This is a genomic window from Bradyrhizobium sp. USDA 4510 (assembly GCF_054059095.1).
Genome location: NZ_JBSSBT010000001.1, coordinates 615131 through 641050, shown reverse-complemented (window position 1 = coordinate 641050; position 25920 = coordinate 615131). Strand labels below are relative to the sequence as shown.

23 protein-coding genes and 2 pseudogenes are annotated in these 25920 nt (G+C 58.7%); 8 read left to right on the top strand and 17 right to left on the bottom strand.

Translation table 11 applies throughout. The features are described from left to right. Positions 1 to 536: 536 nt before the first annotated feature. Positions 537 to 1919 carry a carbohydrate porin gene (locus ACVMDN_RS02910; RefSeq protein WP_456835746.1) on the bottom strand — a complete coding sequence of 461 codons (1383 nt, stop codon included), beginning with the start codon at positions 1917 to 1919 and terminating at the stop codon, positions 537 to 539. 695 nt (positions 1920 to 2614) lie between these two features. Here ACVMDN_RS02910 and ACVMDN_RS02905 point away from each other — a divergent pair. Next, a complete protein-coding gene (locus ACVMDN_RS02905) occupies positions 2615 to 2785 on the top strand; it encodes a response regulator (protein WP_456835747.1) in 171 nt (56 codons plus the stop codon). Positions 2786 to 3072: 287 nt separating this feature from the next. Here the strand turns inward: ACVMDN_RS02905 and ACVMDN_RS02900 are convergent, their stop codons facing one another. From ACVMDN_RS02900 to ACVMDN_RS02890, 3 genes are all read right to left on the bottom strand, one after another. After that, on the bottom strand, positions 3073 to 3300 hold the full coding sequence (locus ACVMDN_RS02900; RefSeq protein ID WP_225648806.1) for a hypothetical protein: 228 nt from the start codon (positions 3298 to 3300) through the stop codon (positions 3073 to 3075). A 587-nt stretch (positions 3301 to 3887) separates the two neighbouring features. After that, positions 3888 to 4205 (bottom strand): hypothetical protein, encoded by a 318-nt coding sequence (locus ACVMDN_RS02895; protein WP_456835748.1) that lies wholly within the window; start codon positions 4203 to 4205, stop codon positions 3888 to 3890. 25 nt (positions 4206 to 4230) lie between these two features. Further along, positions 4231 to 5340: a DUF1236 domain-containing protein gene (locus ACVMDN_RS02890; RefSeq protein ID WP_456835749.1), complete on the bottom strand. Its 1110-nt coding sequence runs from the start codon at positions 5338 to 5340 to the stop codon at positions 4231 to 4233. A 225-nt stretch (positions 5341 to 5565) separates the two neighbouring features. On the opposite strand from ACVMDN_RS02890, the gene ACVMDN_RS02885 reads away from it, so the two are divergent. Further along, a complete protein-coding gene (locus ACVMDN_RS02885) occupies positions 5566 to 5793 on the top strand; it encodes a hypothetical protein (RefSeq protein ID WP_057019402.1) in 228 nt (75 codons plus the stop codon). Positions 5794 to 6064: 271 nt separating this feature from the next. On the opposite strand, the gene ACVMDN_RS02880 is transcribed toward ACVMDN_RS02885, so the two are convergent. Both ACVMDN_RS02880 and ACVMDN_RS02875 read right to left on the bottom strand, forming a co-directional pair. Continuing rightward, positions 6065 to 6577: a PRC-barrel domain-containing protein gene (locus ACVMDN_RS02880; protein WP_253603894.1), complete on the bottom strand. Its 513-nt coding sequence runs from the start codon at positions 6575 to 6577 to the stop codon at positions 6065 to 6067. A 271-nt stretch (positions 6578 to 6848) separates the two neighbouring features. Continuing rightward, a pseudogene (locus ACVMDN_RS02875) lies at positions 6849 to 7312 on the bottom strand (glycosyltransferase); the annotation flags it as partial. A 253-nt stretch (positions 7313 to 7565) separates the two neighbouring features. Between ACVMDN_RS02875 and ACVMDN_RS02870 the strand changes: the two are divergent. From ACVMDN_RS02870 to ACVMDN_RS02855, 4 genes and pseudogenes are all read left to right on the top strand, one after another. Then, positions 7566 to 7751 (top strand): hypothetical protein, encoded by a 186-nt coding sequence (locus ACVMDN_RS02870; RefSeq protein WP_456835750.1) that lies wholly within the window; start codon positions 7566 to 7568, stop codon positions 7749 to 7751. Positions 7752 to 8068: 317 nt separating this feature from the next. Further along, positions 8069 to 8332 (top strand): hypothetical protein, encoded by a 264-nt coding sequence (locus ACVMDN_RS02865; protein ID WP_456835751.1) that lies wholly within the window; start codon positions 8069 to 8071, stop codon positions 8330 to 8332. 168 nt (positions 8333 to 8500) lie between these two features. Next, positions 8501 to 8659, top strand: a complete 159-nt coding sequence (locus ACVMDN_RS02860) for a hypothetical protein (protein WP_176731286.1) — start codon at positions 8501 to 8503, stop codon at positions 8657 to 8659. Positions 8660 to 9788: 1129 nt separating this feature from the next. Beyond that, positions 9789 to 9884 (top strand): annotated as a pseudogene (locus ACVMDN_RS02855) (DNA ligase); the annotation flags it as partial. 276 nt (positions 9885 to 10160) lie between these two features. Here ACVMDN_RS02855 and pyk read toward each other — a convergent pair. The 5 genes from pyk to ACVMDN_RS02830 all read right to left on the bottom strand — a co-directional run bounded on the left by pyk (position 10161) and on the right by ACVMDN_RS02830 (position 16386). After that, the gene (pyk, locus tag ACVMDN_RS02850) at positions 10161 to 11573 is read right to left on the bottom strand and encodes a pyruvate kinase (protein WP_456835752.1); all 1413 of its coding nucleotides are present in this window, start codon (positions 11571 to 11573) and stop codon (positions 10161 to 10163) included. Positions 11574 to 11687: 114 nt separating this feature from the next. Further along, positions 11688 to 12164, bottom strand: a complete 477-nt coding sequence (locus ACVMDN_RS02845) for an Lrp/AsnC family transcriptional regulator (protein ID WP_069276339.1) — start codon at positions 12162 to 12164, stop codon at positions 11688 to 11690. Positions 12165 to 12507: 343 nt separating this feature from the next. Next, positions 12508 to 14286 (bottom strand): FAD-dependent oxidoreductase, encoded by a 1779-nt coding sequence (locus ACVMDN_RS02840; RefSeq protein WP_456835753.1) that lies wholly within the window; start codon positions 14284 to 14286, stop codon positions 12508 to 12510. 29 nt (positions 14287 to 14315) lie between these two features. Then, on the bottom strand, positions 14316 to 15146 hold the full coding sequence (locus tag ACVMDN_RS02835) for a phosphoenolpyruvate hydrolase family protein (RefSeq protein WP_069276338.1): 831 nt from the start codon (positions 15144 to 15146) through the stop codon (positions 14316 to 14318). Next, the gene (locus ACVMDN_RS02830) at positions 15133 to 16386 is read right to left on the bottom strand and encodes a Tm-1-like ATP-binding domain-containing protein (protein WP_456835754.1); all 1254 of its coding nucleotides are present in this window, start codon (positions 16384 to 16386) and stop codon (positions 15133 to 15135) included. The genes ACVMDN_RS02835 and ACVMDN_RS02830 overlap by 14 nt, the downstream gene beginning before the upstream one ends. 140 nt (positions 16387 to 16526) lie before the next feature. Here ACVMDN_RS02830 and ACVMDN_RS02825 point away from each other — a divergent pair, with 140 nt between their 5' ends. Further along, the gene (locus ACVMDN_RS02825) at positions 16527 to 17099 is read left to right on the top strand and encodes a hypothetical protein (RefSeq protein ID WP_456835755.1); all 573 of its coding nucleotides are present in this window, start codon (positions 16527 to 16529) and stop codon (positions 17097 to 17099) included. A gap of 222 nt (positions 17100 to 17321) precedes the next feature. Further along, positions 17322 to 17639: a hypothetical protein gene (locus tag ACVMDN_RS02820; protein WP_456813757.1), complete on the top strand. Its 318-nt coding sequence runs from the start codon at positions 17322 to 17324 to the stop codon at positions 17637 to 17639. Between the two features lie 471 nt (positions 17640 to 18110). On the opposite strand, the gene ACVMDN_RS02815 is transcribed toward ACVMDN_RS02820, so the two are convergent. The 6 genes from ACVMDN_RS02815 to ACVMDN_RS02790 form a co-directional block, all read right to left on the bottom strand. Then, positions 18111 to 19145 carry an ABC transporter permease gene (locus ACVMDN_RS02815; RefSeq protein ID WP_456813756.1) on the bottom strand — a complete coding sequence of 345 codons (1035 nt, stop codon included), beginning with the start codon at positions 19143 to 19145 and terminating at the stop codon, positions 18111 to 18113. Then, positions 19126 to 20667: a sugar ABC transporter ATP-binding protein gene (locus tag ACVMDN_RS02810; protein ID WP_456813755.1), complete on the bottom strand. Its 1542-nt coding sequence runs from the start codon at positions 20665 to 20667 to the stop codon at positions 19126 to 19128. The genes ACVMDN_RS02815 and ACVMDN_RS02810 overlap by 20 nt, the downstream gene beginning before the upstream one ends. After that, complete coding sequence (locus tag ACVMDN_RS02805) at positions 20664 to 21626, bottom strand: ABC transporter permease (protein ID WP_253587986.1); 963 nt, start codon at positions 21624 to 21626, stop codon at positions 20664 to 20666. The genes ACVMDN_RS02810 and ACVMDN_RS02805 overlap by 4 nt, the downstream gene beginning before the upstream one ends. Before the next feature lie 66 nt (positions 21627 to 21692). Then, positions 21693 to 22868, bottom strand: a complete 1176-nt coding sequence (locus ACVMDN_RS02800) for a sugar ABC transporter substrate-binding protein (protein WP_456813754.1) — start codon at positions 22866 to 22868, stop codon at positions 21693 to 21695. A 207-nt stretch (positions 22869 to 23075) separates the two neighbouring features. Continuing rightward, positions 23076 to 24590 carry an amidase gene (locus ACVMDN_RS02795; RefSeq protein ID WP_456813753.1) on the bottom strand — a complete coding sequence of 505 codons (1515 nt, stop codon included), beginning with the start codon at positions 24588 to 24590 and terminating at the stop codon, positions 23076 to 23078. A gap of 384 nt (positions 24591 to 24974) precedes the next feature. Next, the gene (locus tag ACVMDN_RS02790; RefSeq protein ID WP_069276333.1) at positions 24975 to 25352 is read right to left on the bottom strand and encodes a nuclear transport factor 2 family protein; all 378 of its coding nucleotides are present in this window, start codon (positions 25350 to 25352) and stop codon (positions 24975 to 24977) included. Between the last annotated feature and the right edge of the window lie 568 nt (positions 25353 to 25920).

The following is a 25920-nucleotide window of genomic DNA, read 5'->3' as shown; positions in this document are numbered from 1 at the left end:
TGGCTCTATCGCAGCACAGCAAAACTTGGTCGCCGACTTCCGAGACGGTCATTTTCGACGGTTTCAGCGGTGCTTGTCGGCTGCCTGATGTCCGCCTCTTTCCCGGAAGCGTCGCACCGGGGCCTGCGGGGAAGCGTTGAAGCGTTGCGTTTGGCCAGCCCCTGTGATTCAAGCTTCCAAACTGGGGCTCGAATCATGCCCTACGAACTTGCCATTATGAATGGATTGCCATGCTGCCGAACAACCGCGTGGCGTTCCTCGGGTTAACGACGGCCGATTGCACGGCCCTCACCATCTTCGGCAGTGTCTTGATGATCTTGTTCTCTGCGAAACAGATGTCCTTCAACGTATCATGGGAAATGTCATCAAGCTTCTTGGGTTTGCTTAGGCGGAGCCCTCCTCGATTGTTCGATACGGTCTTCCGCCCATCGCCTCCTAATCGGGAACGACCGGCCCGTAACGAACGCTCTTTTTGAATCCTCGGTTGGCGCAACAAACCTTGTGGACGTCTGCGGCAGAACCGGGCCCTAACGCCTTCAGAACTTCACCACGGTCCGCAGACCGAAGACCGATGCGTCCTTGAGTCGGAGACCTTTCATGTTGCTGAGCGGATCCGTTGCGCCGCCGCCGGGGCGGCGCACGAACTGAAAGTTCGGCTGCAGCGTGACTCCGGCATGGACTTCGTACTGATAGACTGCCGTTAAAAGCGTCTCCGAAGTCCGAACGGGCCAGGCGGGTCCGTAGACCGCCTGAAAGTCGCGATCGAGAGCCTGCGCCCGAGGCGAGACATGTGCGTAGGCTGCCGAGATCCCCAGCTTGTCGTGGGGACGCGCCTCGTCGAGACCGATGAACTCAACGCCGCCATCCGCATAGTAGTCGATCAGGTTCTGGGCGGGCGGACTATAGGATGCTCGCGCGAAGACGCCGATGCCACGCTCGTAATCGTGTCCTACGCGGAAGAGCTTTTGCTCGAAGACGGCATAAAGCCCATAGTCGCCGGCGAAAGTTGCGGGGATTCCCGTAGTGCTGGGATCAGCGAGAGATAGCCCGGACGTGTCGAACCTCTGGTCGTTGAAGTTCCCGAAGTGCCGCCAACCGCCTAGTTTCAGCTTGCCGGCCAGGCCAGGATCGCCTTTCTTGGCGTTCCACTGAAATTGGGCTTCGTACAGCGTTAGTGGCGGATCGTTGATCCGGAAATTGACGCCGTAGCGATTGCGAAGCTGCGGGTCGTCGGGCCCAGGGCCCGCGGCGTTGCCGTCGAAGACTGCTCCGACGAGCGTCAGGTTGTCGGTCACGTCGGCGCGGAAGCGAGCGCCTAGAGCGGCGAGAGGCGGCGATGGACCCCCACTGGGCATGTTCAGCGCGAATATCGCCGGCCAGCCGAGCGACGCGTTCGTGAAGACGTCGGTATATTTGGAGGTGGCAAACTCCGAGTCGGCTGCGAGCTGGCCCGCTCGCAAGGCGATCTTATCGTCGTTCCACTTCTTCTCGAACCACATCTCGTACAGACGGGTCGTCGGCAGCGCTTCGATGCCGCTAACATCGAGATAATTGAGGAGCGATCCGCGCGACAGACCTCCGCCGTCGATGCGGAACACGTTGGCATGAAAGGTTAGTCCCTGAAGGCCGACGAGTTTCTCGAAATCGAGGTCGGCGGCGAAATTGAAGCGGTCTTCGTAGACGGCGCCGGGCTTCGCGCCGCCGGATGGATTTCCGAGCACCTCTCCGATGTAGGTGACGGCGAACTTGACGCCCTGCTTTTCGAACGGATTGGGCAACACGCCGAGCGTCGTCTCCTGGACGGTGCTCTCTCCCGTGTCGGGATCGTTCGGCTTGAGATCGTCGGTCTTCTTGTCCTCCTGAGCCGCAGCGCTCCCGCAGATCAGCAACAGGAGGATCAGACTTGCCCAACCGCGCATGCGCCACGCACCTCCGTTCTTATGTTGCAGCTTTCGAACAGCGAGGCAACCGGCATGACGGCACGTGCTTGTCGACGCGGCGGACGCCTTGTGTACGAAACAGCACACAGGATGCGATCCGCAGTTGATGTTCCAAAACCATGTAGGTTCGAACGATAGCAGGACGCTGCAGCGGCCGAAGGGCATAACGATCAGAACCTCAACCAAACAAGAACCAGGGTAGTTTCCTACAGCGGCTCGATCCAGGCCCGATCACCGACGCCTCGGATGACGGCTCGTCGGGAATCGGGATCTCCAGCCGGGCGGTGCCCAGCAGCAGCCACCGCCTTTGCTGCCCTCTTTCACCAAACCGACGGATGCGTCCGCGGCGGCGGCCAAGCTGTAGCGTGCCGACCGGCCTCGTGCCGAATGAAGAGAAGTCCACCGCCGACGTGAGTATTCGAAGGATGTAGCCTCCAGCCAATGGCTGCTGAGCCTCGCATGGCGGAGCCGATCAGTCGTCAGCCGCGTTTCCCCAGCAGCCTGCCCGTGCACCGCAGCCATCCGCGCCGCCACCTTCGCCACGCACGAAAGCGGCCCCCCGACGGCGCCGCGAGGCAAGCCAGAACAGGCCCAATCGGGGGCTATCCGTCAGGAACGGCTCCGCATTTTGGCCGTTCGACATGCGTAACAAAGCTATCGGATATGAGCTACCAGTGAGCGTACTTCTTATCGAGGACGACCCTCTGATCCGCGAATTGATCGTCGAAGCGCTGCGCGAGGCAGGCTACCACGTGATCCACGTGAGCACCGGGGAGGAGGCACTGGCGTGGTGCAAGCGCCACGTTGCGGACGTGCTGGTCACCGATGTCCGGCTGCCCGGATAGCTCGATGGATGGCAGATCGCGGAACGCTGCCAAGAGCACGATCCGGAACTGCCGGTCATCTACGCAACGGGCTTCTCGCCTGCCACACCCCGTCCCGTCCCCGGCAGCCGCATCGTGCATAAGCCCTTCCATCCGGACGAGATTGTTCGGATGATCAGGGAGTTCGGCGCAGAAAAGGGGGCGCGGCCGGGTTAGCCGCTCTCCTCACCGCCGAGCCTTGGCCGCGATCGCCGTAGCCTGGACCGCGATCTGATCCGTCGCTTTGATCACCACGCCCTTTCCCTCGATCATCCTTTCGGCAGGCCTAATTGCTCGACGGCCCGACCGCAGATCTCGGCGGGGTCCTTGAGGCCGGTCTGACCGATCTCGATGATCTTCTTGGCAATCAGTTCAGTCAGCGGGTCATTGCGATCCTGCACGCCGATCGTGCGCAGGGCCTGTTCGTAGGCTCTCGAAAGCCGGGTGATCTCTTCCGGCCCCAGCGGCGAGTTTTGAAGTATTCGGTAGATGGCCATTATTGTTCCCTGCAGAGCGCAGCATAGCACCGTGCTGAGCGAGCATGCATCTTGGCAGCCAATTTGAGCTTTCGCGGACTGCCCCCCCGCCTGCGTCCGGGCTGCTTGCCAGCGCCGGGCGGAAGACAGCCGTGGCGGCCACGCACGGCCCCCCTTTCGGGGCTGCTCGATAAAAACGTCGCTGCGCGCAGGGGGAACGCTGGCGCGAGCACCGGGTTTGCCCCGCCCCAAGGGGCGAACCCCGAACTGGCCCCGCCTCACAGCCTCAAGCGCCCCGAATCGGGCCTCCATCCGCCAAATAATCCGCGAGGCGAAGATCCAGCCCTCGATCTCTTCCCCTAGAGGGTTATTCATCATCGCGTGCAGCGGCGCCACCATGGGTGCCGAGAGGTAGCGAGCAACTCAGCGCAGGTCGATCTTGGCGAGGAGCGCCTGGATTTCGGCGCGCTCTTTCGGGACGGGGTCGCCTTCGAGCCGCGCCAGCGACTGTCCTTCTATCCCAGGAGCTTCGCAACAGCAGACATCTTGTCCCCGCGGGAACGCAATCCCGTGGAAAGGGCCGCTCTGGGAGCGGCCCTCTTGCTAGATCACCAGCTCCTTGTGCCGAAGCTAAAACCGATGCTTGGGCCGCCGCGGTAGTAGCCGTAGCCGCGATCGTAGTAGCCCGGCCCGCTATAGTAGCCGTAGCTCCGGCGGACCGCATAGCCGTCGTCTTCGTCGTAGTAGCGTTGGACATAGCGGGGGCTGCGGGTCCGGTAGCAGCGGCCATACTCATTGCAGACCAGTCGCACCTGCTCGATGCCCGCGACCTCCGTCGACGCGATGGCCGCAGGCGCCAGAGGGGCGGCGGTCGCAGACGACGCCGTCAGGGCACCAACGAAAGCTCCTAGTATGATGGTTTTCATGGGGTGTTCTCCTTCCCTAGCCAGGTCAGTCGATCTCTTCGATGATGCGGCGCTCATGGGGCTCGACGATGTAGGTGCGGCTGTCCCGGTTGATGTACCGATACTCGCGAAGGGTCGGCGCATCCCGATAGACCTCTTCGGGGAACGCTTCGATCTCGACGTCTTCCGGCACGCGCTCTCCGGTGCGGATTTCGGTACGAACCGTGCTGCCGGTGGTGCGACGCTCGCGCTCGACCGGCCGTGCCTTGGCGTGCTTGCGGATCACCTCGCGGTCCCTATCGGTGAACGTCGTCTTGCGCTGCTCGGTGCGCGCCGGCGCCGCGGCCGTGGAGCGACCCGAGTACGGCAGCACCGCGACGATCTTGTAGCTGGAGGGCTCCACGATCACGATCTCATCCTTCACCAGCACGAAGTCGTAGCCCCGGTACTGGGGCACGATCTCGACGACCTCCGCGGGCAGCGGCTGCAGCCGTACATCGCGCGGCACGACCGTGCCGACCGACAGTGAGAAGTTCACGTTGTTGAGCGGCTGCACGTTTAGGTGTGAAATCGACGTGCTGATCCGGGTCCGCTGCTGATCGTTGATGTTCACGGACGCATTCACGTTCGTGTTCGACGAGCGATCGGCCGTGTTCTGCTGGCTGTTCGGCTGCTGGGCCGTGGTGGTCGAATTGCTACCCGTCGGAGACTGCGCCTGACTGGTGCCCGAAGCCGGTGGGTTCGCGCTCTGCGTCTGATTGTTCGCAGGCGGATTGGTCTGTGCCTGGTTCGAAGGCGGAATAGTCTGGTTGGAGGGCTGGCTCGTCTGCGCCTGGTTGGTAGAGTTATTCGACGTGGGCGCCTGCGTGGTGTTGGTGCCCGTACCGGAGTTGGAGGTTTGGCCTGCAGCGCTCTGGCCGGTCGCTGGCGGAGGCTGCGTCTGGGCCGAATTCGTCGAAGGATTGGTTTGCGCCGATCCCGAAGCGGAGTTGGACGTCGGTGTCGACGTCGAAGACGACGGCGGTGCCGATGTGGAATCCTGCTGACGCTGCGCAGCTGGCGGATTGGAGCTCGACGTGCTCGGAGAAGATTGTGCGAGAGCCGAAGTCGCGAGCGCGACTGCGGCGGTCGTAGCCAACAATAAACGCTTGTTCATCTGAAATCCTCCTAATTGGTCGCCGAACAACATCGGACGACGGGCCGGGTTCCTGCTGGAGAAGTTTCGGCAAATTAGCTGGACGGGCGCAGCCAGACGTTCTTCGAGCCGCGAGAAATTGGTCCAGTGACGCGGCGGCGTGCCTTCCGGCTACCGGGAGAAACGGAACTTCGCGCGCGCCTCCTCGTTGGAAGTGACTACTTAGAAGCCATTGGAGGAGACACCATGAAGAAGCTGATCGTATGCGGCGCTCTCGCTGCCTTCGCCCTCGGCGCCCAGGCCGCCAGCGCCGCCGAGTTCTACATCGTTCGCGACGCGACGACCAAGAAATGCACCGTCGTCGACACCAAGCCGACGACGACCACGACGACGGTCGTGGGCGACGGCGTCTACAAGACCAAGACGGAAGCCGAGACCGCCGTGAAGACCACCAAGGTCTGCACCGAACAGTAAACGGCTATCGCGGGGCCGAGCCGGCCTCGCGAAAACATTCTGACAGCCACTGGAGGAGAAGACGCCCGTACTGATCTTATGGGCCATTCCCGTCGCGCTCGTTGTTGGCGGCGGCGGCTGTTGGATAGTTCACATACACTGAGCGAACGGTCGTTCGCATGAAAGGCTCGCCCGCAATCCAGGCGAGCTTTTCTGGACCCACTGGGCGCTGGCCGCCGGGCAGAAAAAAGGGCCCCAGCATGGGGCCCTTTTTCCGTGAACTCTCGTCGTCCTAATTGTAGTCCGAGTATTTGAACTGCGGGAGTGCCTTCAACTGCTCCTTGTTGCCGCTCATGACGGCGTGGTCCGGGACCCAATCGTTCGCATTGCGGTTCGTCGTGTTAGTCGAAGCCGCCCCGGTGGTGGTGTCGGTCGAGGTGGTCGAGGTGCTGCTCGAGCTGGTCCGGACCGGCTCCTCGACGAACTTCAGCTTGTCCATCGAGACGGCGATGTCGTGCTCGCCCATCCCAAGGAAGCCGCCGACGCCGATCACCACCGCGTTGATCTTGCCGCTCTTGTCGACGAGCAGTTCGTTGATGTCTCCGAGCTTCTCGTTGGCCTCGTTGTAGACCTTCAGGCCCATCAGCTTCGAGGCGCGCCAATTGCCCTTGAGCGCCATCTTCGCATCGGCCGGCTGGGCGGTGGCCGCCGGCGCGCCGCGATCGGCCGGCTGAGTGGACTGCGCGAATGCAGCGCCGCCGATTACGGCAGTGCCGAGCAGAGCGACGGCAAGAAAGCTTTTCATCGATTATCTCCTCCAACGTGAGCCGCACCTTTCAGATGCACGGCCCCAACGCCCGCGATTGCCACTAGTTCCTGATCGCTCTTTCAGTCGAAACGGCCGTCCGCAAAGGATTCGCTCCATACTTCATAGGATCGGGACTGAGGCCCGCCGTCGACTTTCGGTGCTCACGAGCCGGACGGCAATTGCCTCGCCCTCGCAGCAGAGGCAAGCCGGCGGAAGCGCGGACCACCGGCTTCGAACAGTCTTTCGGTTGCTTCGCGCAGTCGCCGGGCTAGCTGGACCTTCGGCTGGGAGAGGAAGCACTTCGCCTCAATTGCGCCTGTCGCGAGAAGAACGAAGTCGCCGTGGCTGAAAAAATAGTTTTCATGCGAGTCCGGCAACTCAACGAAGCCGTTCGGACCGCCCGGCGAGATGTGGCTGCCCCTTTCTCCAACCCTTCGCGCCGTCCCGATCGAGCAGCTCGCGATATCGGCGTTCTTACCCCTTCGCCATCCGGCTCGCAGCGAAGCGCTCCTCGCACCGGGCGCGGAGCACTCTTCTGTTGAACCGATCCATTCGTTCACCGCCCTGATCGCCTGCCCCTCGTTATCCACGATAAAGCCGGTGATGCCGTCCACCACTTCGGGCACCGAGCCCGCTCGGTAGGCAATCACAGGCGTTCCGCACGTCATCGCTTCGATCAAGGACGAACCCGAACGCCTCTGGCCACTTGATCGGAAACAGCAAGGCGGCGGCCTAAAGAACGGCTGCTTCCTGATTTCGTTCAACGAGGTATTTTGGCGGCCAAGGAACGCAATATGGAACGAGGATGCAGTTGTTGACCTAGCTTATTTATATGAGCCATTTTGACGACAAGACCGCAGGGCGGCGCTTGTGGTTTGGCATCGCTGTGATGTTTTCGGGTCAGCGCCTAGTCCATAGCCAAATAGCGGAAAATTAACCCTCTTCTGCCGCCAACCTCCTGGTCGGCGGCCACAGGCCAAGCCTCATGACGGACACCACCGCCCAAACAGCCCGACTGATGAAGGTGATGGAGGCAATCGTCGCCGAACTGAACCGCCAGGGTGTGGCAGAAGCCGTGGCTGACCTCGGGTTCGATCCGCTCGAGATGGCCCGCGTGGCGATCCGCGCGGCTGACGGCGACGTTGTCCCATTTCGTCGGCCGCAGACCTGAGACATGCCAAGGATGGTCTGCTAGCCTGCAAAGATGGCAAGCAATGAAGACACCAATCCCGCGCTTAGCTCCAGTGAGGACTTGAAGGATATCCAAGTTCATGCCTCGGGGGTGCTGGCAATCGACGATGACTCCGAGACTGGCATATTCACCGTGGTGACACCCGGTCGGGCACTACGAGTTCCTGATTAATCAACAAATAGCCAACGAGATCGTGCAAAAGCTCCGTGAGTTCATCCGCGGAGACAGTACTAAATCCACAAGATGAGTGAGCCGGCGCCGCCCTTCTTGGCCCACCGTCATAGGCAGCGACCGTCATGGCTGGCGCAAGATCGCCCTGGGCGACGCGCCAGTTTGCCGCCCGCGGTCTCCTCGCCTACTACTCGGGCTATGGCTGTAGCCATTCGATCGAGCTCACGCCAGCCAAGATCGGCCAGTGGCCCGATCGCACCGGGCTCTCCCGCCTCGATCTCCATTTGCCTGTAAGCCCTGCGGTCGTCGCGGGGCCGACGTCGGGCCGCATGTTGTGGCACCCCAAAGATGGGAACAGCATGACGAGGACGAAAGGAAAATTCCAGTGAAGTGAAACGGCGCCAAGGCAGCGGACTGAATGAGTTTTGAGGTCGTGAGTTTGCGCAGCCACGGTAGGTAGCTTGACTTCTTATTCGACGAAAGTAACAGTCAGACCGATTTTGAAAATGATTGCTGCGATTTTTGTCGGAGCTCCGCTCCGGTGACCGGAGATTGACATGGCTGCAGTGCTTGCAAGATTTTTTCCCCGGGCGTCGTCAGGGTCTATCGCAGAAATCGAGTCGCTGGTCTCCGTTGCAATCTTCAGCGGTGTTGGCCTTCTGACGGGTCTGATCGTATTGCTGTTGGACCAGTATATTCCGGGCGAATGGTTCTGAGACGCCTGCCCCTGCCGTACCGCTACGTAGTCGTTAGATGATCATGGTACAGTTTTCATGTCATCACGGCGTCTCAAGAGCGTTGCTCAGCGCTACCATCATTTCAGGCGCCCTCAAATGCGAGCAGTGCGCCAAAGCCAGTCCAACATTGGGCCGGGCTCTATAGTCACTCTGACTGGAAATGGGTGGCCGCTGAATATGACGGGCATCACGCCGGTCCCGAGAAAGCGCTGGCCGGACCACCCGATGCGGGATGGCAGGATCTAGTTTGAGAAGATCAGCTACCCGATGATCCACCAGGACGCGGCGCCGCCGGCGCAATACTGGGCCGGGCTAAGACGCGGTCGATGAGAAGAAGTGGCCCCGAGAGCGGCACCTTGGTCAGAATGACCCAGGCTGGTAAGGATCCTTTCGCGTGAGAGCTCAAAGAAGTAGCCCCAGCGCGGGGGCACGTCGCTGGGGCTCAGCTTCCGTTGGTTCCGGATGCCGTGGGGGACAGCATCGGGACTTGGTCAAAACCGCTCCAGCGGGGTCCTGTTCCTAACTGACCAAAAATAGGCCTTGGTTTCTGCTTAGAGACAACCCGCTCAGACACGGTTTTACGGTTATGCAGCCGGCTAGCGAAATTCATTTGGTCCGCGTGACAACCGATGACGGCGAAGTTCAGATTTGGCTTGCCGCGACCCCACGCCAGGAGGCCCTTGACCGAGTGCTGGACGTTGTCCCGGAAGGATGGGCGGTTGGCTTGGTTCAACGACCATTGAGCGCTGAGCACATCGCAGCGTTGGACATGACGGCCGGACAGGTCAGACGGCATCAAGTGTCCTAATCCCCGCAGCGAATTGCCTAGATTGTGCCCGGAGTTCTCCATGGGAGAGCAAAGCTCCTTCCAACTATTTCCGGGAGGGATCATTGTTCCATCATCATCGGCCGTGGGTAATCCGTGGGCGTCGGTGGCAGACAGCCCGGTAGTGCTCCCGCCTGCGCAACATAGGAGGCGAGCGCCATGAGCGAGCTCCTTGCTTTCCAAGCAAATTGATCCTCTCGACAAGCATTGCTGTGAGGAAGACGGAGCGATTGCGAAAAGAGGCCCGTGCAGGTTACCAAGCCCATCCAAGTACAGAACGCCATCTGGATTGAGCCGAAGCTGCTCACCGAGATCGAGTACCGCGCCAAATCCGCCGAGGGCAAGACGCGGCCGCCATTCTTCTGCAGCGTGCGCTGAGGATCTATGAGCGCGCCGCGCCGTAGCTGCCGCGATAATCCGCGCTGGATCAGCGCGGCGCACCCGGACCCGCCATACATTTCGAGGGGCATTTGACGCTGTCTTGCCCGACACCGCGAAGGTTCAGAACGCTGAGCATATTAAGGGCGGTTTACGATTCATCGCTTCGGCGGCGCCTCCCAAACGGGCAATCAAGCTATTGCCCCGACCAAAGCTCTGCTGCGTGCCCATCACGGATCTGCATCATGAGCAGCCAGAGCCATTCAAGGACCAGTCTTAACATACGACAACGCGAAGATTGTTTGTCGCGCCTCTAAGTCCAAACGGCACTCCAGAGACGACCACAGCCAACTCGCCCAGCCGAATATAGCCTTCGCGCTGCGCGGTCGACGAGGCGATCCGCGTCATCTCCTCATAGCCAGAAGGATCGCTGGACACGGCACTGTGCACCCCCCACAACAGGCTCATGCGCCGCGCCACTCTTTCATCCGGAGTAAGGGCAAGGATCGGCACCGGCGGCCGGCTGCGCGAGATCCGCGCGGCCGTCGTCCCGCCCGCCGTGAAGCCGATGATGACCTCGGCGCCAATTGTAGCGGCAAGATCTGCCCCCGCGGCCGCGACGGCATGCGAGGGGGTGCTCTCCACGTCGGCTCGAGAAGCCTCGATCAGTGGCCGATAGAGATGATGCCGCTCAGTGCTCTTGATGATGCGATCCATCATGGCCACCGATTCAATCGGGTAGGCCCCGCTTGCCGATTCAGCAGACAGCATCACAGCATCGGCTCCATCATAGATCGCGGTCGCGACATCTGAGGTTTCGGCCCGCGTCGGCGTCGGCCCGGCCACCATGGAATCCAACATTTGCGTTGCGACGATGACGAATTTTCCGGCACGCCGACAGGCGCGTAGGAGCTCCTTTTGCCGGCCTGGCACCTCCTCGGGCGGGATTTCGACGCCAAGATCACCGCGCGCTACCATAATGCCGTCTGACAGGCTGATGATGTCGTCGATGCGATCGAGCGCCATCGGCGTCTCGATTTTGGCAATCAAACCTGCGGCCTCGCCAATCAGGGCGCGTGCCTCGATCAGGTCGGACGGTTTCTGAACAAAGGACAAGGCCACCCAGTCGACCCCAAGCCCAATGCCGAACGCGAGGTCGGCGCGATCTTTCCTGCTGAGCGGAGATAGGTCGAGCATCGCCCCCGGTACGTTGACCCCCTTGTGGTCCGAGATCCGGCCTCCAACCGCCACTTGCGCAACGATTTCTGCGTCTCCTGGCTCGGTGATCCGCAAGCGCACCCGGCCATCATCAATGAGAAGTTCTTGTCCGGGGTGCGCGGCTGCAAAAATCTCCGGATGAGGCAAGGGTATCGATTGCTTTGCTCCTTTAGCTCCATCGATCACAAAGCGGACCGTTTCACCAGCACGCAAAACCAGCCCGCCGTCTTCGAGGGAGCCGATACGAAGCTTTGGGCCTTGTAGATCCTGCAGGACGCCTATCGGCCGGCCGAACTCTCGCTCGAGTTCACGGATACACGCATAGACCTTGGCATGGTCTTGATGGCTTCCGTGACTAAAGTTTAGCCGAAAGACATCTGCACCGGAAAGATAGAGAGCACGTATCTTCTCAGGCTCGGCACTTGCCGGACCGACGGTTGCCACGATCTTGGCGTGACGCGAGCGATGCAACGTATCCCCCATCTGAAAGAATGAGATCGATCTAGCGATAAAATCAAAAACAGACGCTTGCGGACTGCGTTTGACGGCAGTTGAGCACCCCAATGCCCTCCCCTCGTCAGTCGCTCAACACCATGCGATGGACGCTATCGGCAAGGTGAATCCTGCTTTGAATCGATCCATGACAACCATAGTTTCAATGCGCTTTATGTCTGAACTTTCTTCGGTAAGGCGCCGGGCAAACCGCTCGTAATCTTCCATATCGTTCACGGTAACTAACAAGACAACGTCGGCCAGACCTGTAACGTAGAATGCGCTCATCACTTCAGGCATCTTACGAATTTGCCGCTTGAGGCGATCAACAGTGTCGGCACGCGCGCGCTCTAAGGAAATGAGGACCACTGTCGTCACATTCCGCCCAATTGCTTTTGGAGAAATGATGGAAACGTCGGCCTCTATGATACCCTTGGATCGAAGGCGCTTCAGCCGACGTTGCACTCCGGATGCGGATAGGCCGACCTTTGCTCCAAGTTGTTCGCTGCAGAGGCGATTGTCTCGTTGGACGAGATCAAGAAGACGAAAATCGATCTTGTCGAGTTGCATCGCTGTCTCGCGGCCAGCTGATGGCGATCGCGCCGGGGAAACGGACGCCTGCGCGGGTTGTCCTGACATTTTCGATTCGTCACCGCGCAGCCAAGCTGTTGAACGATCGATTTCCGCTGTCATATGCCTTGGAACACCCATTGGGACCCCAGCTCTTTGCGATACATCGAACACAGTTGGCGCGGCGATCTCCCGTCCGCCGGGCTCAGCACGCTCGAACCCGGCCGCCAGGACCCACGTCCGCCGAGAGCTGCTGATGAGAAGGCCGTCCGAGTCCGGTTCTATCGATGCGCGCCCGGGCCCGAACACATATTCCCCCGCGACGCACGAATGTGGTTGACGATCAAGCTCCCGAAGCGACGGCTTTTTGCTCCTGATCTGCGGAAAGCATTATTGCGTTGATGGCGCGATATGCGAATACGATGGCGGGACCGATTGTTATGCCTGCCCCGGGATACACTCCGCGCATCGGCGAAGTCATGTCGTTGCCGCACGCGTAAAGCCCCTGGATTGTATTGCCTTGTGCATCCAGGACGTTTCCGTAACTGTCGGTCGCCAATCCGGTCGCCGTGCCAAGCGTTGCCGGAACGATTGGCAACGCGACAAATGGCCCGTCTTTGATTGGTCCTAGATTTGGATTTTTTCCCACGGCCGGATCGCCGAGGGTGCGATTGAAAGCCGATTCCCCACGCATAAAGATCGGATCCCGCCCTTGGGCAGCGTGCGCGTTGTGTTCCTCGATCGTCTTTTGAAGCACAGCGGAATCTAGTCCCAGCTGCTTTGCGAGCTCCGAAATCGTTTCACCTGTCTTGATGTAGCCAAGCCGGACATATTTGCCGATGCTCAACGTCCAGGGCCATGGCAGCAGGTGTCCCATGCCCCTCAATCGCACGAAATGGTGGTCGCAGATGAAGTAAAATCGCTTATCTGCTGGATATCCGTTCTCAAACATTGCCAGGCAAATATCGTGGTACGAATTCGATTCGTTGACAAAACGTCTTCCATTTGGACCGACGGCAATGACCCCAGGACGGCCGCGGTCGAGCCAGCCGTATGGGACGACCCGCGCCCCTCTACCGCGTTTCAGAATTGAGACTGGGGTCCAGAAGCCGGCGGATGCAACATCTTTGTCGATGGCGGCCCCGAGCGCGGTTGCAAGCCCAATGCCGTCACCGTTAACATCGGTATGGGCCAAGGTAAGATCATGCTGGTGTGCACCACTGAGGTGCGTCCTCAACTGCGCGTTCCGGGCAAAGCCGCCAGTTGCGAGAACAACCCCACGCGAGGCACGCACGTGGACATCGAGGTTGACCCGCTTGACGACGGCACCCGTGACGCGCCCGCCTTCCTTGATGAGTTCGAGCGCTGGAGAAGATGGCCAAATCTCCACGCCGTACTCACGCAGGCTCACCAGCAGCCGCGCGATCAAGGCATTCCCTCCGCTGAGCTCAGTACCACGCCTGAAGCTGAGCCGATCCCGCGCATAGCGGCTCAGGCGAGTTAGGACGTGTTTGAGCGACGCAACAGATTGGAGCGGGTTGAGAAAGCTTCTCACCTCACTTGATGAGATCATCATGCCCCCGAGCACAACCCGAATGGGGTCGCCGATCAAATCGAAATCCTTGCCTAGAAGCCGCCCATCATAAGCGGCCGGGCTCAGTGCCCGCCCCCTATCAGCGCCGCCACGTTGGCTCGAGTGATAATCAGGCGTAGAGGCCAGGGTAAATTTGACGCTCGTGCCGTTCTCGAGGGCGGTTAGCGCCGCTGGGCCGTATTCAAGATAAGCATCAATGAATTGCGCGCGATAATGAACGCCAAGTTCGTGCTGCAGATATGTCTTCGCATTGGCGATGGTGTCAGCGATGTTAGCCGCGCGCGCCTGAGCAGAACAAGGAACCCAGATCATGCCATTCGACAGAGCCGTCGTTCCACCAAGACGTGGAGATTTCTCGCACACAATGACGCGCAGCCCCGCCTTTGCCGCATAGAGCGCCGCCGACAATCCAGCCGCGCCGCTGCCGATCACGAGGACATCTGTTTCCCAGTCCTGATCCGGCCTCGTTCCTCCTTTTGAGGTGAACGCGATCGTGTCAGGTTTAGCTCGGTCATTTGGTGTGGTCATGCGGCCTCGCTGCACGTATTGCAGTGAAATCAGTGGGTTTGCGGAAGCGGGACAGCTTTGAATTCCGCCGCCGCTGTCTTCACTGCCCGCTCAATTGGAATTCTTTCGATTGAGGATGCGCCAACAAAGCCGACACACTCGGTCGTTCGATAGACCTCGATCGTATCTTCAGGCTCGGCAATTGCCCCGCCATGACAAAGCGAGAGAACGTCCGACCGGACGCTTCGCGCCGCCGCGTTGATCTCATTGATGCGCCCGATCGCCTCCTTTATGGATTGCCCGTCCTCGTGACCAACCAGGCCGCCGCGCGTTGCGCCGACATGTGGGACGATGCAGTCGGCCCCCGCACTTGCCATGGCTTTGGCGTCTTGAGCGCTTGCGACATAGGCGAGCGAAAAGATATTCTTCTTGCGCGCGAGAGCGATCAGTTCGACCTCACGTTCAAAGCCCATGCCGATGCGGCCGCGGCGGTCACGCCAGTTGTCACCCATGGTGGAGATCGTTGGGTAGTTGATGACGCCGGAGAACCCAGCAGCCCAGAACTTGTCCAAAAGAGCATCGAGGTCGAGCCGGAGAGGATCCCAAGCCTCGATGCCGCCAACCACGGGCACGCTAGACACCACATTACGAATTTCAGCCGCAAGCTCGAGCGTGCGTGCGTTGGAATCGCCAATCCGGCTCGTGGGCAGCCCCATCAGGCGCGACAGGCCGGTCGAGTAGACCACCAGCATGTCGGCACCTCCAAGAACGGCACATTTGGCGACCAGGCCGCAGCTACTACCTGCCGCGAGAATTGCTTTTCGCTCCGCCACCTGTCCTTCGATCCTGGAAAGAATTTCGGTTCGCTCAAACATCCGCATGGGATGAACCTCCTTGCGTGAGTTGTTCCAGGATCCATGCCGCGGCAACCTCGGCGAACTCGCCATCGTTAATGTGACAGTTCAGGTCGCGGACCCTGACGTGCGCGGGGAGATGTTCCTTGACCGCATCCAGCCAAGCCTTGTCAGCGACGGGATCGTAGAAGATGCCGCCTGGGCGGTCGTAATCGGACACCCCTTTCGCCGGCCAAAGGACAATTGCGGGTCCTTTTGCTTGCGATAGGCGCTCTGCCGTGAACCGGCCAATGCTCGCGTTCTCAGATGCAGTTGTGCGCATGAGCGTCGTGTAAGGCGTGTGGGCGTAGAACTGGCGAGCGCGAAACTGATCAGGAACGCTCGATGGCAGGCCAAAATTGACCATATCGACCGCACCGGGCGCGATCACTTGCGGAATGTTTTGCCGCGACGCTGCCTTGAGCCGATCCGGACCGGCGCTTGCGGTGCCTCCAACGATTTCGTCTGCGAGCTCCGTTGTGGTCAAATCAATGACGGCGTCGAATTCGCCAGCCGCGATCAGCTGTTCCATCTTACGGCCGCCCGCCCCGTTCGCCGGAAAGACGATGGCATCTACGCCGGCGTCGGCAAGGCGCGCTGCGCACTGGTTGGCCGCTGGCGTGGTCACGCCGAAGGCAGTGATCGCAACGATCTTCTTGTCTCGTCCAAGCTTGACGGGAGCATAGCGCGTGGCTGCAATGGCCCGCCCCGCATTCTCGAGCACCCTTGTGGTAAAGGCGTTGACGCCGAAAAGATCGACCAGCGTCGGATAGAGGATGATGTCGCTGTGAGTGGCCAATTCGGCGAGTAGCGCAGGCCTAGCGCTGCTCACCAGAAGTTTCGGAAAGCCATAAGGCAGCTCGGACACAACCTCGCCGAAAACCGCGCTCCCCCTGCCCCCCGCAACCCCGACAATCGCGCTGATCGTTCCTGAGCCCAGGAGGTCACCAACCCTAACGCGTGTCCTTTCAGCAATCCGCTTCAAGAGTTCGGCCGGAGCCTTCGCATCGGCTTGTTTGTCGACGTCATCCCTCTTCGTGCCGACGTCGATCAGGATGGTCGTGCGGCCACAGGCCTCGATAATGTCGGCGAGATGAGATGCCTCGCGGCCCTTGGTATCCAGCGTGGCCACAATCGCGACCGCGTCCGTAGTCGCGGATCCAGTCGCCAGTTCGGACAGGCTACCATCCCGGGCCGACCTCTGGCCGTCCGTACAATGGTGAGACACGATCTTCCTCCCAGAACCATTCCTAACAACAGGTGGTCTAGACCCGGCTATACCCGGGTATAAGATCGGTGAGGCCTCCAAATGGGTAAGATTGGGTAGAAGCGGTGAGAGCGAGAGTTCCCGGCAAACTTGCCACCCGCATGTCGGACATAGCTAAATGCGCACAATTGCAAGTCTACGCGCCCTCTTTGCGCAGCCTTCCGGAAGGCTCCCTGCTGGTCATGGCGACCCTGCCAATCCTCGACTGGAACGACTGTCTTATGCGAGACTTGCGTACCCTCGAAAAGGCAACGTCCGCTCCTCATGTCTATGCGGCGATCCTGATGATCGATCCCTTCGCGTGCTGGGAGGATATTGCCGAATCGTTGAAGGATGCCGGCATCACCGGCGTCGCAAATTTTCCGCCGGCATCCATGATCGAGCGGTCGGCGGCGGGCGTACCTATTGATGCCGGACAGGAGCTCGAACTTCGGCGGATGGAATGGTTCACAAGCCTTGGTTTCAAGGCGTTGTTTGCGATCGCGAGCGATTCCGAAATTACCGCGGCGGAGACGCGACTTGGCTCCCATCTGGACGGACTCATCCATCTACCAGCGGAGGCTCTTACCCGGACGATGAGCGGGCAGATGGAGCTGGTAAGCCTTGGCCAACATGGATCGTCACTGCCAATGTTCGCGCTCTTGGATGGCACGGCTTCGACACGGCCAACTTGAGCAAAGTGACGAGCGGGACTGCTCTCCAAGATCCGCAGCTTCCTGATGAGAGGTTTTTCTTGAAAAACCCACCACAACACTGGCCGCCTTTTCGTGAAAAAGCCTGGTTCGTCTGACCTTGATAAACCATTCTCACGCTGGCGCATTTGTCACATCGTTTCCGGTGCCGCCCTGTCCAAATGATCTCGTTCGCAGCCGTCACTTCTTTTCGTTGAAATGCGATTGCGCAACGGCCAGGTGTTTCAGGCACGACCATCGTTACGCTGTCCCGTCGATCTGCCTGGCTGCAATCAGCTCACTCTGTCGACTGCAATGATGAAGGTTAAAAAAACCGCTGCCGGGCTTTCTCCGGCAGCGGCTCAAGTCTCGGGAGAAAGCAGACGAGCCGGTCTGCCAGCGGACCCAAGAGATCAGAACGGAATTCTGGCCGCCGGTCGCAATTATTCAGATGATGTCGGATTGGTCACGGCGTACGAGTTCACCATCTGGGTAGCATTGGGTAAACCGACCGCATCAGGCGCAACAGTCTTCCAAGTCTGACGCGACAGTTACCTACCTACGGCTCTAGAAACCCGATGTTTGCGGAATGTCGCGGGCACGGTTCACTTAACAGATACTCGCCGGCACTATCGGCGCGCGCGGCTGTCAGAGCGACCGACACTCGTCATCACTTTGCGCAACCGCATAGCTCGCTTCCGAAGCCAGGCCCGGACCCGCCTCGCGGCAGTGCACGTGTACGCGGGCTGCCTCTCACCGACCGGACTTTTCTGATGACGGGCCAGTAACAAGTTGGATTGGCATATCGACTGATACATCCAGAAACGGAGCTCTCGCGTCGCCATTTGCTTCTAACGGCATCAGCAGCCTGACTGCCGATGTCGACCGACCGCACCATTCCGCCAAGCGCTCGAGTGATCCGGCCGCCGATCCTTTTTTCGGCATAATGTCCGTTTCGATGGCGCGAGCCAGACGGAGGCAATTGCCGGTCCGTATCGCGACTACAACGCGCCGCTACTTAATGGAGGCTAGCCTGGATCGATCGAGAGTTATTGTAACGGATAGAACTACGATGAGCCCCGTCACCATGATTTGCAGGTATGTATGCACGCCTGCGATATTGAGGCCATTTTGCAGGACGGCGATCACCAGAACACCGGTCAGCGTTCGATGCACTCCCCCCGAGCCTCCAGATAGCGCAGTACCGCCCATCACGACCGCGGCGATCGCCTGGAGCAGCAGATCGTCCCCCATGCGCGACGTTCCCGTTGATGTCCGCGCAACAAGGAGCAGACCCGCAACTCCGCAAAGCGTTCCGCAGACAACAAAAGCGACGGCTTTGGTGCGAAGGACGTCGATCCCCGAAAGTCGAGCAGTTAGGCCACCACCGCCGATCGCAAAAAGGGCTCTTCCGAAGTGGCTTCTCGCACCGACAACGGACGCGACCACAAAAATGAGAAGTGCTAAAACTCCAGAATTCGGAATACGGCCGATCATAGAACCGGAAGCAATCCACGTCAGGTTGGGGCTTTGAAAGAACACATTGCCACCACCGCTGATCCACGTGGACACGCCGCCAAGAACCGTCATCGTGCCTAGTGTGGCAACGAAAGAGGGCAGCCGTAGTCGAAGGACGAGCGCAGCATTGACGAGGCCGCACAGAGCTCCAATGCATGCGGCAGCGACGGCTATTCCAGCTGCACCTATATTAAAGTCACGGATCAGAACCGCAGACGAAATTGCCACAAGCGTCACGATGGCTCCAACCGAAAGGTCGAGCGCTCCCATGAGAATTACAAATGTGATGCCCGTCGAGACGATCAGCAGGATCGAGGATTGCCGCATGAGATTGAAAAGATTTATCCAACTCAGAAAGCGCGGATTGATCAAAGCGAATACCGCGACCATCGCCATCAGCAGCAACAATGGCCCTACCGCATTTATGATGGGACGGTGACGGTTGTAAAACTGGGCAATCTGCACCTTTGCTTCTACACCTGATCTCGATTTCGCCCCAGTCGTCTGCGGCTCATACCATGTGTTGGACAAGTTCCTGCTCCGTTGGCTTGTTATCGGCAGGCGCATTGCACAAGAACTGAACTTCTCCCTCTCGCATCACGAGGATGCGGTTTGACATTCCAATAAGCTCAGGCAAATCGTCTGTGACGAGAAGAATAGCTACACCCTCCTCAGCCAAGTCCCTCAGGACGCCGTAGATCTCTTGTTTAGCGCCGACATCGACGCCGCGCGTGGGATTGTCGAGGACTAGCACCTGAACCTTTCGAGCCAGCCATTTAGCTATCACCACCTTCTGCTGATTCCCCCCGGAAAGGAACTGGCAAAGCTGTGCCGGCCCTTTGCATCTAACGCGCAAGCGATTGATGTACTTTTCAGCGAGAAGCCGTTCTCGGGAGCGAGAAATGAAACCAGATAGGCGTGAGACGAGCGGAAGCGAGGCCAAAGACATATTTGCTTGAACCGACATGTAAGGCACGATGCCTTCGGTCTTGCGTTCTTTGGGGACAAAACCCATGCCGCGCGCCATCGCCGCTTTTCCACGTCCCCGAAGCGGCAACGCTTCGCCGCCCACCTCGATGGTGCCGTTTGGGGGAAAGGGTTCAAATCCGACGACGGCTTTGGCTACAGCCTCCTTGCCGCATCCGACAAGGCCACCAATTCCAAGGATCTCACCTTTGCCAACCTCAAAGCTGACATTCTGGACGTTGTGGCCGCTTAGACCTTTGACTGAGACCGCGATGGGTGCCCCCTCGAGTTTCAGCTGGCGCTTCTTCATGAAGTATTCGTCGTCTCGCGTTCGGCCCACCATTGCTCGATGAAGGCTTTGTTCGGAGATCTGTTCTCCTGCGAACTCGCCAACGTTCCGCCCGTCCTTGAACACGTAGATGCGGTCGCAAAGCTCTACGTATTCCGCGAGACGGTGAGTAATAAGTACAAATGAAGCGCGACGACGGTACCGTCGAATCGACTCAAAGAGAATTTTGATCTGTCGCTCGCCGATTGCCGCTGTCGGTTCGTCGAGTAGGATGATTGGATGATCAATATGGAAATGTTCGGCCAAAACGAACGCCTTGGCAATCTCGATCATCTGCCGATCGTGAAACGCGTAGTCGCCTGTGCGACGGCGCGGATCGATGTAGTCAAGACCGAGGTCTTTGAGATGTCTTTCGCTTACGGCGATCATCGCTCGTCTGTCGACAATCCCTATCCGATTGACAAAGTTGGCTTCTAAAGACAGAAATATATTCTCGTAGACAGCCAGGCTTGGAATAAGGGCCTGCTCCTGAAAGACCATCGAAATACCGGCCTCGACGGCCTCAGTATAGCTTGTCGGCTTGAAGCTCTTGCCGAAACGTCTCATACTTCCCGCGTTCGGTGTATGGATGCCGGCAATCATTTTGAGGGTCGTTGATTTGCCCGCTCCGTTTTCACCGGCAATTCCAACTATTTCGTTCGAAAACACATCGAGATCGATCCCTTCAACGACGCAAATGCCATTGAAGCGCTTCGACCCGTTGCGCATCGTGTAGATGGGCGTCGGCACGCCGCTCATTTCACATCCTCCGCGCTCGCACGATTGGTGTTCAGGAGAACAGCGAACAGAATGACGGTCCCTTGAATGATTGTTTGTAGATAGGGAGGCACGGCAAGAATGTTCATGCCGTCTGAAAGGATCGTTATGAAAAGAACCCCGATTATCGTCAGGCGCACGTTGCCAAACCCGCCCGTTATCGCTGTTCCGCCAACGACCACTGCGGTGATCGTGTCGAGAGTCATATAACTGCCCATTGTGACTGTTGCGGACCCCAGACGAGCGGCCAGCAAGACACCGGCAACTCCTGCAAGAAGGCCGGACAATGCAAACGCCTGGATTTTGATCGTATTGACCTTAACTCCGATGAGCGCGGCTACTTGCTCGTCGCTTCCGATTGCGAGCGTCATCCGTCCGAAACGCGTGCGATCAACTACGAGAATGGCAACACCGTAGATCACCGCCGAAACCAGTACCGCATTGGGGACCAGATTGGCCAGTGCGCCCTGGGCCATATCGATTAGGGCCGCGTGCGATACCGATAAGGACCGGCCATCTGAGATGAAAAGCACCGCTCCTGAAATCGTTGTTGCTGTTCCAAGCGTCACCAGAATTGAGGGAATTCTGAGATAGACGTAAACCAGCCCATTGATCGCGCCAAACACCAAGCCGACCAAACACGCGATGGGAACCGACCATAAACCCAGGTCTGGTGCGAGCCGAGCGACCAGCATGCCGCAAAAGCTGGCAACCGCTCCGATCGATAAGTCGATAGAGCCCATCAGGATCACGAAGGTCGCCCCGATGGATGCGATCAAGAGGACGGAACTCGATAGTTCGATTGCCCTGATATTTGCGATGGTAAAGAACGATGGAGCCGCCAAACCAAAAGATATAATCGCGATTGTAACGACGACGACTGTTATGGCGCGCCGCCATAGCTCACCATCTCTACGCCCAACCAGCGACGCTTCTAGCATTTTTGCGATCCGTCAGCGTGAGGTAAACACGATGCCCCTCTCCACGGAGAGGGGCATCCGGAGCGATCACTCGGGAATTCGCTGCTTATAGTGGCCGTTATACTCGGCCTTGAGCTGATCCACGCAACCGGAATCAACGGCGTCTTGATAAGCCTTCGGAAATTTGTATCCGGCCGGCGTGCGCGCTCCCCAGTACGTCTTCACGTCGATCGGCCACACATAGTTTTGAGCATCCCAGTCGCTGGGATGAAGAACCCGCGACATTTTCTTCCAATCAAACGGAAGCTTCTCGCCGGCGAGAAACGCTTGATACTTGTCCACATTCTGAGCGCTGATCAGCGTGGCTCCCGTGTACATCATGCGTTCACACGGGCTGGGCTTAAATCCCTTTGCGACATCGTATGCCCGCACGAGGGCAAAACCGGCTTGCCACTGTGGCGTAAAGCCCATTGTCGCAAGAATGCGGCCTTCCTTCACTAGCTTGAGGGTTTCTCGATTGCCATCGAGGCCGACGATCGGAATGCGCATACCAGCATCTTCGACGGCTTGCATCGCGCCCAGTGCAATCGAGTCATTTTGCCCGAAGACAGCATCAATCTTGGAGTGAGCCACCAACAGGTCTTCCATGACCTTGCGAGAGTCAACCTGATTCCATTTTCCTGGTTGGCGCGCGACGAGCTTGATATTGGGATATTCGGCCAGCGCTTTATCGAAGCCCGCGGTCCTGGAAATATCTGCATCTACCCCAGGAAAACCGGTAATGTGCGCGACGTTGCCTTTTCCGCCGATCTTGTCAAAAAGCAGTTTGGCAATTCTATAGCTATTTTCGACATCATCCGGCGAGAAGAAGGTTGCAAAAGCATAGTTGTCGGCCCCCGCATCCAAAGGATGGAAGCCGGGCAACGACTCCCAAACAGCAACATGCACCGCACCGACCTTCTTCGCCATCTCAACGATGGGCTTTATGTTCGCCGCAATGAGGTTCTCGCCGAACGTGATCCTGACACCCGCACCGAACTGGGCCTCATAGATTTCGATCTGCTTTGCGGCATCGCCTTTGCCCGAAAGGATGCGATAATTTAGACCTAGGGATTTTGCGGCTTGTTCGGCACCTTGCGACCAGTTGTTGAAATATTCGTTTTCTAATGTGGAAACTTCAGACAGGACATCCTCAGCGCTCGCACCACCCGCAATGCCCAGGAATGCGGCGGTAGCAAAAAGGTAAGTCGACAGTCTTCGCATTGATTGACCCTCCTCGCACTTGTTTGTTGTAGATGATTTGTCTTTCGTTCACGTTGGTCGGCAGGCGCGCACGTCTTCACAATGGAATAATTCGGAACAAACGACGTGTTTGCCTGTGCGTCAGAACAGTCATCCCGGCTAAGCGAAGAGTTTCATAACGCAACGCGGACGCTGTGGTGGTCCGTTGCTGCCGGCATCATGCTCTAGTCACATCTTCTTCCAGTCTCCGATCCGCTCGAACGCATGCGCCGCCCTATAGATGGTTGCTTCCTCGAAGTGGCGACCGACGAGCATCAGGCCCACCGGCAGGCCATCCACGATTCCGCATGGCAGCGACATAGCCGGATGGTGCGTGATGTTGAACGGAGCCGTGTTGGTGAACATCTCCGTCGCACGAGTGATATAATCCTCTCGGCTAACGTCATGTGGAGGGAGTTGCGTCGCCTTCATCGGCGTCGTCGGTAGAAGAAGCAGATCGTAGTCCTTAAGGGCCTTGTCGTAAGCTGCACTTAAGCGGCGAGACACGTTGACGGCCTTGCCGTAGAATCGCGGCCCGTACGTGTTGTTTACGTAGGTGCCGAGCAACAAGAACAACTTGGCCTGCTCGGACAGGGAGTTCGCCTTCTGGCGCCACCCTCGATGAAAGTCCATGAGCGACAGTGAAAAGAGGTCGGATCGGCTGGTACCAAAGCCGTCACCGAACATCATGGTTTGTGTGGCGCCCTCGGTACCGATCGGCGTCCAGATTGCGGCTCCTTGGAGGTGCATCGGTACCGAGACCGTTTCAACGGAGGCCCCAAGATCCTTGAACCGTTTGGCCGCTTCACGAACCGCTCCATTGACGCCAGCTTCCGCCCCGGGCTGTTCGAAGCCCTCCTTCAGAACGCCGATCTTCAATCCGCTGACGCTTTGACCAAGCGCTTTCGTGTACTCTTCGACTTTCGGTGCTTTGATGCGCGGATCGTAACCATCGTCTCCGGCGATTACCTCCAAGAGCAACGCATTGTCTGCGACCGTTGCGGTCATCGGGCCCGTGTGGTCGAGCGTCAGCTCGTTAGGCATGATGCCGGTATAGGGGACAAGACCCCAAGTAGGCTTCATCCCGTAGATACCGCAAAACGAGGACGGCATGCGTATTGAGCCGCCCTGGTCGCCGCCGATCGCCATATCGACTTCGCCAAGCGCCACAACAACAGCCGAGCCCGAAGACGAGCCGCCGGCAGAGTAGCCCATTCTATGAGGATTGTGCACCGGTCCGAGCGCACCGGTATGGCTACCACCGGATGTGCAAAAGCATTCGCAATGCACTTTACCTGCAATTTCGGCACCCGCATCAAGCATGCGGGTGACAATGGTTGCGTCGATATCTGGTACGAACCCTTCGAGCGTCGCCGAACCGTTCATCATTGGAACCCCGGCCAACATGACGTTATCTTTTAGAGCGACGGTCTTGCCCTTGAGTTTTCCGCTCGGCGCTCCTTCGATTCTCGCCTTGCGGTACCACGCGTTGTGCAGATTTTCCTCGGCTTTGGGTTGATAGCCCGGGATGCGTGCATATTTCACCGGAGGCAACTCGTCCGGAACGGCTTCGATGTATCTGTAAGCTTCGAGGGATCGGTTGATCAGGCCGCGGAAGGAGACGATGTCCTGGTCGGTAAGTGAAAGGCCGCATTGTGAGGCGACATCACGCAACTGGGCGGGTGTGGGCGGGACAACTGACACTGGGCGCTCCTGTACTATCCGACGGCAGACCCACTCTGCGATGGGTTCAATTCGGCAAGGCTACTCGTCTGCAGGTTGGTCGAACCTGAAGCGGATCGTTCACAGTGGGTAAATTTGGGTAATTCCGCCAAGTAAGAGGCCGCCGAGAGCAGAAATTTTCGCACTCACGCCATCTGCAGCGCTTCTTTTCGGGCACGCCGCATGCTGAAAACTAATAATTGCATGTGGCGACCGCTCGGCGGAAGCAGCTAGTGCCCCCTTGCCGGCGTGCACGCACCAATCAAAAAGAAGAGCCATAGGCGGCAAGTAGCCCGCTGTCGGCCCGCATATGGGATGAAGAGCTGACGAGCTTGCTTATCCGCGCGTATTAGCTTGGTTCAGCCTTCAGGCTGGAGTAGCGGATGAGTGGTGATGAACGATTTTCCACTCGCCGTCCTGGCGGCGTAGTACGAAAGTGAATCGAGCCGGCGTGGTTACCTGGTGACCTTTCCACAGCTGTGAAAAGACATAACTTCCCACCACCAAGGAAACGTTGTGCGCCAACACCACGGAATGCCATACGTCCATTTTCACGGTAGCGCTGCCGTGAAAGTAAGTGCCTATCTCCTTGGCGCCGATATAGAGCTTAGCGCTCGATGTACCGTGAAGCATCGCGTCATCTGTGTATAGCGCAACCAGACGATCCGGTGCGTGCGTGTTGAAAGTTCGTTCCCAGAGCCCTAGGAACTCACGGATGTCCGGCAACAAGGCTTCGTTGTTCACTACAAATCTCGAGACTGGCTGATAAGTTGATGGAGCTGGGAATGCACCTTCCGCTACGCCGCTATTATCGGCAAGACCGGCTGCTTGCGATAAAGCGGCTAAGTCTCACTTTTCTTTGTCCATGCTGAGGACAAGGAGCCGGTTTGGCGGGAGTAAGTAAAGGCTGACGGTATCGCGTACGTTGTCCACCAACAATGGATCGGCAGCTTGAATACGCGACTGCAGCCAAACAGCTGGTTTATTCTGGGTGCGATTGTCTCGGCCGAAACTATCGAAATGCCGAAGGGCAATACATCCCTCGGGCGCTTTGTGGGCTCCAGGCGCAGAAAGGCCCACTTCGTCTAACTCGACTGAGTGTCGAAGCAGGGTCGTCAGCGCAACGACGGGGCCCAATCGCAAGGTATTCGCGCCCGTTGAACCTACGCGCCGCGCTGCCCGCAACACCTCAATGCATCCCCGAGCGGCCGTGGTTTCTTACGGTAATTGCCTGCTCTCCAGCGTCTGTCAACCAATCCACGCAAAAGCTGGTGCCCTGAATGTCGCGCCCGGTCGAAGAAGTGCGGATGGC

Coding starts and splice junctions, on each gene's coding strand:
- ACVMDN_RS02910 (WP_456835746.1), bottom strand. CDS start 1,919: ATGCGCGGTTGGGCAAGTCTGATCCTCCTGTTGCTGATCTGCGGGAGC.
- ACVMDN_RS02900 (WP_225648806.1), bottom strand. CDS start 3,300: ATGGCCATCTACCGAATACTTCAAAACTCGCCGCTGGGGCCGGAAGAG.
- ACVMDN_RS02895 (WP_456835748.1), bottom strand. CDS start 4,205: ATGAAAACCATCATACTAGGAGCTTTCGTTGGTGCCCTGACGGCGTCG.
- ACVMDN_RS02890 (WP_456835749.1), bottom strand. CDS start 5,340: ATGAACAAGCGTTTATTGTTGGCTACGACCGCCGCAGTCGCGCTCGCG.
- ACVMDN_RS02885 (WP_057019402.1), top strand. CDS start 5,566: ATGAAGAAGCTGATCGTATGCGGCGCTCTCGCTGCCTTCGCCCTCGGC.
- ACVMDN_RS02880 (WP_253603894.1), bottom strand. CDS start 6,577: ATGAAAAGCTTTCTTGCCGTCGCTCTGCTCGGCACTGCCGTAATCGGC.
- ACVMDN_RS02870 (WP_456835750.1), top strand. CDS start 7,566: ATGACGGACACCACCGCCCAAACAGCCCGACTGATGAAGGTGATGGAG.
- ACVMDN_RS02865 (WP_456835751.1), top strand. CDS start 8,069: ATGGCTGGCGCAAGATCGCCCTGGGCGACGCGCCAGTTTGCCGCCCGC.
- ACVMDN_RS02860 (WP_176731286.1), top strand. CDS start 8,501: ATGGCTGCAGTGCTTGCAAGATTTTTTCCCCGGGCGTCGTCAGGGTCT.
- ACVMDN_RS02845 (WP_069276339.1), bottom strand. CDS start 12,164: ATGCAACTCGACAAGATCGATTTTCGTCTTCTTGATCTCGTCCAACGA.
- ACVMDN_RS02840 (WP_456835753.1), bottom strand. CDS start 14,286: ATGACCACACCAAATGACCGAGCTAAACCTGACACGATCGCGTTCACC.
- ACVMDN_RS02835 (WP_069276338.1), bottom strand. CDS start 15,146: ATGCGGATGTTTGAGCGAACCGAAATTCTTTCCAGGATCGAAGGACAG.
- ACVMDN_RS02825 (WP_456835755.1), top strand. CDS start 16,527: ATGTCGGACATAGCTAAATGCGCACAATTGCAAGTCTACGCGCCCTCT.
- ACVMDN_RS02810 (WP_456813755.1), bottom strand. CDS start 20,667: ATGAGCGGCGTGCCGACGCCCATCTACACGATGCGCAACGGGTCGAAG.
- ACVMDN_RS02805 (WP_253587986.1), bottom strand. CDS start 21,626: ATGCTAGAAGCGTCGCTGGTTGGGCGTAGAGATGGTGAGCTATGGCGG.
- ACVMDN_RS02800 (WP_456813754.1), bottom strand. CDS start 22,868: ATGCGAAGACTGTCGACTTACCTTTTTGCTACCGCCGCATTCCTGGGC.